An 8,643-nucleotide genomic window follows, 5' to 3' on the forward strand; every position below is an offset into this window, starting at 1 on the left:
TGCGGCCATGAAGGTGCTGGTCCCGGTCAAGCGGGTGATCGACTACAACGTGAAAGTGCGCGTCAAGGCGGATGGGTCGGGGGTTGACCTCGCGAACGTCAAGATGTCGATGAACCCCTTCGACGAGATTGCGGTGGAAGAGGCGATCCGGCTGAAGGAGAAGGGTGTGGCGACCGAGGTCGTCGTCGTCTCCATCGGCGTAAAGCAGGCGCAGGAGACGTTGCGGAACGCGCTGGCGATGGGCGCGGACCGGGCAATCCTGATCGAGGCCACCGACAACGTGCATGTCGACATCGAACCCCTGGCCGTGGCGAAGCTGCTGGCAGCCGTGGTGAAGGAAGAGGCTCCGGGCCTGGTCCTCTGCGGCAAGCAGGCGATCGACAATGACATGAATGCGACCGGGCAGATGCTGGCCGCCCTCCTCGGCTGGTCGCAAGCGACCTTTGCCTCGGAAGTGGCGATCGAGGGCGATACGGCCAAGGTCACGCGGGAAGTCGACGGGGGCCTGCAGACGATCTCGGTGAAGATGCCGACGATCATCACGGTCGACCTGCGCCTGAACGAGCCGCGCTATGCATCGCTGCCGAACATAATGAAGGCGAAGGCGAAGCCTTTGGCCACGAAGACACCGGCCGATTACGGCGTGGACGTCACGCCCCGGCTGACCATCGTGAAGACGGTAGAACCGGCGGGCCGCAAGGCTGGCGTCAAGGTGGCCTCGGTGGCCGAGCTGATCGCGAAACTCAAAGACGAAGCGGGGGTGCTCTGATGGCCGTTCTTCTTCTTGCCGATGTGAATGACGGGCACCTGGCGACCGATCAGGTCGCGAAGGCGCTGACGGCGGTGAAGTCGCTGGGTCCGGTGACGGTGCTGGTCGCCGGAACGGGCGGCGATGCGGCGGCGGCTGAGGCGGCGACGCTGCAGGGCGTGGCCAAGGTGCTGTTCGCGGACGATCACGCCTATTGCCACGGGATGACCGAGCCGACGGCGGCTCTGGTCGTGGCGCTGGCGGGGGACTATGAGCATATCGTTGCGGCCTCGGGTGCCTTGTCGAAATCGGTGCTGCCGCGCGTGGCGGCACTGCTGGACGTGATGGTGATCTCGGAAGTGCTGAGCGTCGTTGATGCCTCGACCTTCGAGCGTCCGATCTATGCCGGGAACGCGATCCAGACGGTGAAGTCGTCGGACGCGAAGAAGGTGATGACCATCCGCACCGCGACCTTTGATGCGGCGGGCAAGGGTGGGTCGGCGCCGGTCGAGAAGGTGCAGGCTTCGGTCGATGGCAGCCTGTCGGCTTGGGTTGAGGACAAGGTGGCGTCCTCGGACCGTCCGGAGCTGACGTCGGCGGGGATCGTCGTGTCGGGCGGGCGTGGGGTTGGCTCGCAGGCTGACTTTGCGCTGATCGAGAAGCTGGCGGACAAGCTGAACGCGGCGGTGGGTGCTTCGCGGGCGGCGGTCGACTCAGGGTACGCGCCGAACGACTGGCAGGTCGGGCAGACCGGCAAGGTCGTGGCGCCGGATCTTTATGTGGCCGTCGGCATCTCTGGTGCGATCCAGCATCTGGCGGGGATGAAGGATTCCAAGGTCATCGTCGCGATCAACAAGGACGAAGAGGCGCCGATCTTCCAGGTGGCCGACTACGGGCTGGTGGCGGACCTTTTCACCGCCGTGCCGGAGCTGATCGAGAAGCTTTGAGAGCCAACTTGCCGGATGTCCCACGGTGGGACATCCGGTTATCTATTTAATTTTGATTGTTCTTTAGTACCGTTCAGGATTTGTTGACCATCTTGGAACGGAGTCGGGCTGAAGCCCGGCCTACGGGGTCATAAGCCGCGCAACCACCGGGGCCAGCGCCTCCGCCACCTCATCATGCGCAGAGGGGCCAGGCAGGCAGCGCGCGGCGTGATGCTCGGTCTCGGGCACTTGCATGCGGTCAAGGCCCTCGGCCCGGGCTGCTGCGCTGGGTACAGCCTCGACCAGATCGCTGACCAGGGGGCGAAGTGCCGCGATCATGTCGGCGTCGATGAAGAGCGGCCCGGATGCTGCGAGTTCGGTGGCCATGTCGGGAGGCGGAGCATCGGCGAGCCACAGGAGCAGCCGCTGGCCCGGAAGCCGGGCGAGCAGCCTTTGCATCCGACAGGTCCAGTTGGCCTTCAGCCCGGCAACGACGGTGCCGAACCTGTCCTGCCCGGCGCGGGCGAGAACCATCAGAAGATGCCGGGTGAAGTGGATGTCGGTGAAGTCGACCTCGGGGTACAGCGCCCGAAGCGCCGGGGTTGCAGCCAAGAACCGGTCGTTCCGGCGGCTGTGAACGGTGTAGAACGGGTTCGACATCGCCTCGGCCCCGGTGATCTGCACGACCGCCACTCTGGCCCGGGCCGCGATGGCGAGCGCGGCTTGATCGGAGAGGTAGAAATCCGGCCCCGCATTCAGCCCGCCCAGATTGGCGACCGGATGTCCCAGCGCCTGCTCAACAAGCGCGGGATAGGGCGTGGCCACGTATTTCCCGAACGTGGGAGAGCCACCCAGCATGGCGATGTAGGGACCCGACAGGTCCCGCTCCGGCCCCCGGAAGACGGCACGCGAGCCCCCGTACCGGCATGGAAAATAGTCAAGCGCCCCCGCGCCTGCGCCAAGCATCAGCATCACACCACCCGAATTGCAGTCTACCCAAGGCAAAGGCTGGCAGAGAGTGGTTGCCGAATGGCTAAAGTCGGGCGGTTCCATAAGATGCGAGGCATTTGGCGCCGCCTTGCACGGGCCGGGTGAGCCGGGCATAAGCGAAGGCGTCAGATGGAGGTCAGGCGATGGAGATCAAGCTGGTGGGCGTCGTGGGCGCCGGGCAGATGGGCAACGGCATCGCCCATGTCTTCGCCTTGGCGGGCTATGACGTCCTGCTGAACGACATCTCGGAGGAGAGCCTGTCAAAGGCGCTGGCGACGGTCGAGAAGAACATCGAACGCCAGGTCGCCCGCGGGAAGGTCATGCCCGCCGACAAGCGCGCGGCGCTGGAGCGGATCAAGACCACGATGAAGCTGGCCGATCTGGGCCAATGCGACCTGATCATCGAGGCGGCGACCGAACGCGAGACGGTGAAACAGGCGATCTTCGAGGACCTGCTGCCGCATCTGAAGCCTTCGACGATCCTGACCTCGAACACCTCGTCGATCTCGATCACCCGGCTGGCGTCGCGCACCGATCGGCCGGAAAAGTTCATGGGGTTCCACTTCATGAATCCGGTGCCGGTGATGCAGCTGGTGGAACTGATCCGGGGGATCGCCACGGATCAGGAGACCTGGGACAGCCTGCACGAGGTCGTCCGCAAGCTGGGCAAGACGGCGGCCAGCGCCGAGGATTTCCCGGCCTTCATCGTCAACCGCATCCTGATGCCTATGATCAACGAGGCGGTCTATACGCTGTACGAGGGCGTGGGGTCGGTGAAATCGATCGACGAGTCGCTGAAGCTGGGGGCCAACCACCCGATGGGGCCGCTGGAGCTGGCGGATTTCATCGGGCTGGATACGTGCCTCGCGATCATGAACGTGCTGCATGAGGGGCTGGCGGATACGAAGTACCGGCCCTGTCCGCTGCTGACGAAGTACGTCGAGGCCGGGTGGCTGGGCCGCAAGACCCAGCGGGGGTTTTATGATTACCGGGGTGAAGTGCCGGTGCCGACGCGGTAAAGATAATGACCTTCGGTGGCCGCGATGAGCCCCGTGCGATCATTGACGAGATAGGCCACTTTCTCCACTTTGCCCTTTAGTACCGTGAGGTGGTCGGCATGCACAGGTTTGATCTCGACGGGACGTTTCGTGCGGAAGCCGAAGAAACGGCAGAAACCCGGATCGGTGAGATTTACCATGTTCTTCGGAACAAGGTTGGGGTTGGCAGTGTCTCAACACCTGTAGCAAGGTTTTTTGTCTGGCGCCCGAAGTACACCGAGGGAGTTAACCCTCATTGGCGGATCGACTGTTTCGTGCGAGATCACAAACTGTCTGGCGACCCCCAAAAGATGTCAAAGATGTTAACCGCCAGACTTGAGGAACTTGGCTTATGCGACCGTCCGATCTGGGTCAGTTGGCACGCAAGCTCAGAACTTGGCGGTGAGAAACTGGGCGACTTGTGGGAGGTAGACTGATCCCGTAATGTTGGCCTTGGAATTTTGCGCCGACGCGATAGTTGTGGTGCGTGCAAGCACGCACCCTACAATGTGAGCGTGTAGGGTGGGTGAAACCCACCGTCCGACGCGGAACCGGCAAAGCAGATGGTGGGTTGGCACCCACCCTACGATTGGCCCTTCAACGCCAGCGTATGCTCCCTGAGCCAGGCCAGGAACCCCCTCGGGTTGCCGTCCCATTTCGCAAGCTCTTCCGCCGGGATGGGCTCGCCGATCACCGGGCGTTGCGGTTTGAAGAGGGCGCGCTTGATTTCGCGGAGGAGGAGGCCCTGGCGCAGCGTGTCACTGACCTTGTTGGCGATCAGGAACGTGCGCGAGTTCTGGCCGGGGAAGAAGATCGGCAGGATCGTGGCCCCGGTGGATTTGACGATCTTGTGGGTGAAGACGTTCCACTCCCCTTCAATCGCCGGGCCCCACCAGCCTTCGCTCATCGCGACCTTGCCTGCGGGGAAAAGGATGATGACCCCCCCGGCCTTGAGGTGTTTCATCGTTTCATCCCGCATGACGAGGCCAAGCTCGCGGGCGTTCTCCTCGTGCGGGAAGGGCACGGGGATCATGAATTCCTCGACCTCGGGGATGCCGGTCAGGAGCGAGCGGGTGAGAATCTTGAAGTCGGACCGGACGCGGTTGATCATCTCGGCCATCACCATGCCGTCAACGAGGCCCGAGGGGTGGTTGGCCACCACGACCAGCGGGCCGGTGGCGGGGATGCGGGCGATCTCCTCGGGCGGGGTGTCGATCCGGATGCCCATGTGGCGGATCGCCTTGGGCCAGAAGGGCGCGCCGAAGGGGGCGCCGGATTTCTCGAAGCTGCGGATCAGGCTGAGAAGCTGGACCTTTGCTGTCAGCCATTCGATGACGCGGATCGTGCCGGCCTTGAAGGGGTTCTTGAACGTGCCCGCATAGCTTAGACGGCGCATGTCATATTTGCGCACCGGCCCTCGGGTGGCAGGTCCGTGCGCCTTGGTGGCGATCTGGCTCTGTTCTGTCACGAAGCGGCAGTCCCCGGCAGGTGCCCGGATTGCGTCAGGGCATCCCTGCTCAATAATCCTCTCCGAAGCGCGCCGCAACAAGGGCCTCCAGCGCATCGGCGAGTTTCTCCGCCTCATCGCCTGTGCACGTAACGTCAATCGAGGTCCCGCGCGAGGCGCCGAGCATCAAAAGACCCATGATCGAATCGCCCGAGACCTCCATCCCGTCCTTGGCGACGGTGGCGCGGGCATCGTGGGTTTCGACGACCTCTACGAACTTGGCCGAAGCACGCGCATGCAGGCCCTTTTCATTAACAATTCGCAAACTGCGGCTGGTCATTTTGTCCCTCAGGCCCCGCCGCCGAGGTCGAGGCTGTTTATGTATTTCCGGCCCGCGTCAAGCGCCGCGGCCACCGCTTCGGGTACGCCCATCTCACGGGATTTGGCAAGCTTGATCAGCATCGGCAAGTTTGCGCCGTAGAGGATGCGTCGGCCAGATGTCGCGCAAGCCGGAAGCGACAGGTTCGCGGGCGAGCCGCCGAACATGTCGGTGACGAGGACTACCCCCTGCCCGGTGTCGACCGCGTCGGCGGCGGCGCAGATCTCGTCCTGCTTGGCGGAACGGTCGTGATCATCCTCGATCGAAATCGCACGGACCCCATCCTGCCGCCCGACGACATGCTCGACAGCCGAGAGATACTCCCGCGCCAGACCGCCATGTGCAACGATCACGATACCGATCAAGCGCCTGCCACCTTCAATGCGTGGGGCTGCGTGTCGGCTGCCCTGCGTTCGAGTTCCCGGTGCCGTTTTGACACCGGCCAGCCGGCATCCGCAAGGGCGTTCCCGACCATTTCCGCCATGGCAACCGACCTGTGTTGCCCGCCGGTGCAGCCGAAACCGATGGCAAGATGGGCCTTGCCCTCTTCAAGATGGGCCGGGAGGAGAAAGAGGAGAAGCTCGCTCACCCGCTGGAAGAATTCGGCGAAGCGCGGGTCGGCGCGAACGAAGCGTTCGACCACCGGGTCGCGTCCGTCAAGCGGGCGAAGCGCTGCCTGCCAGTGCGGGTTGGTGAGGAACCGGCAGTCGAAGATCATGTCGATCCCGCGCGGGATGCCGCGTTTGTAGCTGAACGACTGGACCGAGACCGACAGCCGCCCCGCGGGGCCCGCATCGAATATCCGCGTGATCTCGGCCTTGAGGTCATGGGGCGTTAGGTCGGTCGTATCGACCAGATGATCAGCGCGCACCCGGATCGGGGCCAGCAGGTCGATCTCGCGCTCGATCCCCTGGGCGGGCGTCTCGTTCGGGGCCAGCGGATGGCGACGGCGGGTTTCGGAATAGCGCTGGATCAGGACGGACGGCGCGCAGTCGAGATACAGGACCTCAAGACCGACGCGGGGGTCGCGGGTCAGGCTGTCGATCAGCTCGATCAGCGCGGTGGCGTTGAAGTCGCGGTTGCGCACGTCAAGGCCCAGCACGATGGGCCGGCCAAGGGGTGCGCCTTCGACCAGACGGGGCACAAGGCTGAGCGGGATATTGTCGATGCCTTCGTAGCCAAGGTCCTCAAGCACGCGGATCGCCGTCGTCCGCCCGGCGCCTGAAGGGCCGGTAACGAAGACGAGATGGTGGTCAAGGGCGGTATCGATGGTCATTTTGGGGCCTGGGCAGGGATCATGCCTGCCGTCCGTGGCGAAGATAGAGCATCAGCGCGTCGGGAAAATGGTCATTCTGCACTTGCAGCACAAGGGCAAGGGTGCATCCCAGTATTGTGACCGTGCGTGCGGGCGGAAGACGTTCCGTTTCCGGCTGCGAAAGGTCGGCGACAAGGACCAGCCTGGCGCTGTCAAGCACGGGCGCGCGCAGAAGGCCAAGGCCGCGCGCCTCGATCAGGCCGCGGATCGCGGGTTTGGGGCAGGTCGCGGTCAGGTGGCCATCCTGGACCGCGACCAGAGTTTGGTCGTCGGACACAAGGGTGGCGCCAAGCGCCAGAAGCCGGATCGCCAGCGACGACTTGCCCGCGCCGGATGGCCCGAGGATCAGGAGGCCCCGGCCATCGACCGCAACACAAGAGGCGTGGAGAATCTGGCTGTCGGTCGTCACACCGGCAGGCCGACGACGAACCGCGCGCCCAGCGGTTCGGAGGTGGGGTCGGCTGCGGTGGGCCGGATGTTTTCCGCCCAGATCACCCCGCCATGCGCCTCGACGATCTGCTTCGAGATTGCGAGGCCAAGACCCGAGTGCTTGCCGAACTCGGCCTGCGGGCGTTCGGAGTAGAAGCGCTTGAAGACCTTGGTCAGCGCCTGTTCCGGGATGCCGGGGCCGGTGTCTTCGACCACGATCAGCACCCGGTTCTCGCGCCGCCGTGCCCAGACCCGGACGGCATCGCCATCGTTGCAGAACGATATGGCATTGGTCACCAGGTTCACGAAGACCTGCGCCAGGCGCGCCTCAAGCCCGTGGATGCTGATCGGCTCGCCCGGAAGGTCGATGATGAAGTCGACCCCCTTCTCGCCCGCCTGCTGGGAAAGATACTGGCAGAGGTTCGAAAGCGTCTTGAGAAGGTTGAATTCCTCTTCCTCTTCCTTGACCAGCTCGCTGTCCAGCCGCGACGCGTTCGAGATATCGCTGACCAGGCGGTCCAGGCGGCGGACGTCGTGTTCGATGACGTCCAGAAGCTTGTCGCGCTGCTCGTCTTTCTTGACGAAGCGCAGCGAGCCCACGGCAGAGCGCAGCGAGGCGAGCGGGTTCTTGATCTCATGCGCCACGTCGGCGGCGAACTGTTCGTTGGCGTCGATCCTGTCGTAAAGCGCCGAGACCATGCCCCGCATGGCGACCGAAAGCCGCCCGATTTCATCAGGACGGGCCGCAAGGTCGGGGATACGGACCCGCGACGGCGCGACCCTGCGGGAGTCGCGGTCGCGACCGATCTCGGCGGCGGCGGCAAGGTCGGAAAGGGGGTTCGAGATGGTCGAGGCAAGCATCAGGCTAAGGCTGATCGACAGGACCATGGCAAGCACGAACATCTGCAGGATCTGCTCGCGCTCATAGCGGACCAGACGGTCGATCTCTTCCGAGTTCGAGGTTACGGCGACAACGCCGACCAGATCCCCGGCGACGGTGATCGGGGTGGCAATGGTGAAATGGCTACTGCCTTCCCCGTTGCGGGTGACCCGGGTGACGACATCGCCGCCCCGGGCGCCTTCAAAAGCCGCGCGCGCGTTGTCGGCGGGATCGATCGTTTCGGTCCGGTCGGCCTGCCCCTGACGCAGAAGCACGGTCACGGCGTTCCAGACGCCTTCAAGAAAGTCGGTGATGATCGTCGGCTGGCCGGGGTTCGTGACCAGCGTCCCGGTCCCCTGCCCGACGCGCGAGGCCAGAAGCTGCCCGGTCGGATCGAAGACGAAGACCTCGAGCACGGGGTCAAGCTCGATGTCCTCCAGCGGCGAGCGGAAATCGAAGCCTGAAATGCCAGGCCGAAGGTTGGCTTCATAG

11 protein-coding genes are annotated in these 8,643 nt (G+C 64.2%); 3 read left to right on the plus strand and 8 right to left on the minus strand.

The genetic code is table 11. The annotated features are described in order from the left end of the window. The first annotated feature begins 7 nt into the window (after window positions 1-7). Entirely contained in the window at window positions 8-769 is a 762-nt protein-coding gene (locus ACRCSW_RS25595) for an electron transfer flavoprotein subunit beta/FixA family protein (RefSeq protein ID WP_438708488.1), read from the plus strand. Continuing rightward, the gene (locus ACRCSW_RS25600; RefSeq protein WP_438708478.1) at window positions 769-1,695 is read left to right on the plus strand and encodes an electron transfer flavoprotein subunit alpha/FixB family protein; all 927 of its coding nucleotides are present in this window, start codon (window positions 769-771) and stop codon (window positions 1,693-1,695) included. Before ACRCSW_RS25595 ends, ACRCSW_RS25600 begins: the two co-directional genes overlap by 1 nt. A gap of 120 nt (window positions 1,696-1,815) precedes the next feature. Here ACRCSW_RS25600 and ACRCSW_RS25605 read toward each other — a convergent pair whose 3' ends face one another. Next, a complete protein-coding gene (locus ACRCSW_RS25605) occupies window positions 1,816-2,646 on the minus strand; it encodes a DUF6473 family protein (RefSeq protein WP_438708479.1) in 831 nt (276 codons plus the stop codon). Window positions 2,647-2,807: 161 nt separating this feature from the next. On the opposite strand from ACRCSW_RS25605, the gene ACRCSW_RS25610 reads away from it, so the two are divergent. Next, window positions 2,808-3,683, plus strand: a complete 876-nt coding sequence (locus ACRCSW_RS25610; RefSeq protein WP_438708480.1) for a 3-hydroxybutyryl-CoA dehydrogenase — start codon at window positions 2,808-2,810, stop codon at window positions 3,681-3,683. Here the strand turns inward: ACRCSW_RS25610 and ACRCSW_RS25615 are convergent. The 7 genes from ACRCSW_RS25615 to ACRCSW_RS25645 form a co-directional block, all read right to left on the minus strand. Continuing rightward, window positions 3,650-3,862 carry a hypothetical protein gene (locus ACRCSW_RS25615; protein WP_438708481.1) on the minus strand — a complete coding sequence of 71 codons (213 nt, stop codon included), beginning with the start codon at window positions 3,860-3,862 and terminating at the stop codon, window positions 3,650-3,652. The two genes, ACRCSW_RS25610 and ACRCSW_RS25615, sit on opposite strands and share 34 nt — an antisense overlap. 422 nt (window positions 3,863-4,284) lie before the next feature. Then, window positions 4,285-5,169, minus strand: a complete 885-nt coding sequence (locus ACRCSW_RS25620) for a lysophospholipid acyltransferase family protein (RefSeq protein ID WP_438708482.1) — start codon at window positions 5,167-5,169, stop codon at window positions 4,285-4,287. A 49-nt stretch (window positions 5,170-5,218) separates the two neighbouring features. Next, window positions 5,219-5,488 (minus strand): HPr family phosphocarrier protein, encoded by a 270-nt coding sequence (locus ACRCSW_RS25625; RefSeq protein ID WP_438708483.1) that lies wholly within the window; start codon window positions 5,486-5,488, stop codon window positions 5,219-5,221. A gap of 8 nt (window positions 5,489-5,496) precedes the next feature. Then, entirely contained in the window at window positions 5,497-5,892 is a 396-nt protein-coding gene (locus tag ACRCSW_RS25630) for a PTS sugar transporter subunit IIA (protein WP_438708484.1), read from the minus strand. Then, on the minus strand, window positions 5,889-6,803 hold the full coding sequence (gene rapZ / locus ACRCSW_RS25635; protein ID WP_438708485.1) for an RNase adapter RapZ: 915 nt from the start codon (window positions 6,801-6,803) through the stop codon (window positions 5,889-5,891). Before rapZ ends, ACRCSW_RS25630 begins: the two co-directional genes overlap by 4 nt. 19 nt (window positions 6,804-6,822) lie before the next feature. After that, the gene (locus ACRCSW_RS25640) at window positions 6,823-7,251 is read right to left on the minus strand and encodes an HPr kinase/phosphorylase (RefSeq protein WP_438708486.1); all 429 of its coding nucleotides are present in this window, start codon (window positions 7,249-7,251) and stop codon (window positions 6,823-6,825) included. Next, window positions 7,248-8,643 (minus strand): sensor histidine kinase (locus ACRCSW_RS25645; RefSeq protein WP_438708487.1); only part of this gene is annotated, 1,396 nt, incomplete at its 5' end. The genes ACRCSW_RS25645 and ACRCSW_RS25640, both read right to left, overlap by 4 nt.

The sequence above is a fragment of the Tabrizicola sp. genome, from assembly GCF_051645465.1.
Lineage (GTDB): Bacteria > Pseudomonadota > Alphaproteobacteria > Rhodobacterales > Rhodobacteraceae > Tabrizicola.

Excerpts from the sequence above, each read along its gene's own strand:
- ACRCSW_RS25625 (WP_438708483.1), bottom strand. The coding sequence starts at position 5,488 with ATGACCAGCCGCAGTTTGCGAATTGTTAATGAAAAGGGCCTGCATGCG.
- ACRCSW_RS25600 (WP_438708478.1), top strand. The coding sequence starts at position 769 with ATGGCCGTTCTTCTTCTTGCCGATGTGAATGACGGGCACCTGGCGACC.
- ACRCSW_RS25595 (WP_438708488.1), top strand. The coding sequence starts at position 8 with ATGAAGGTGCTGGTCCCGGTCAAGCGGGTGATCGACTACAACGTGAAA.
- rapZ (WP_438708485.1), bottom strand. The coding sequence starts at position 6,803 with ATGACCATCGATACCGCCCTTGACCACCATCTCGTCTTCGTTACCGGC.
- ACRCSW_RS25615 (WP_438708481.1), bottom strand. The coding sequence starts at position 3,862 with ATGGTAAATCTCACCGATCCGGGTTTCTGCCGTTTCTTCGGCTTCCGC.
- ACRCSW_RS25605 (WP_438708479.1), bottom strand. The coding sequence starts at position 2,646 with ATGCTGATGCTTGGCGCAGGCGCGGGGGCGCTTGACTATTTTCCATGC.
- ACRCSW_RS25610 (WP_438708480.1), top strand. The coding sequence starts at position 2,808 with ATGGAGATCAAGCTGGTGGGCGTCGTGGGCGCCGGGCAGATGGGCAAC.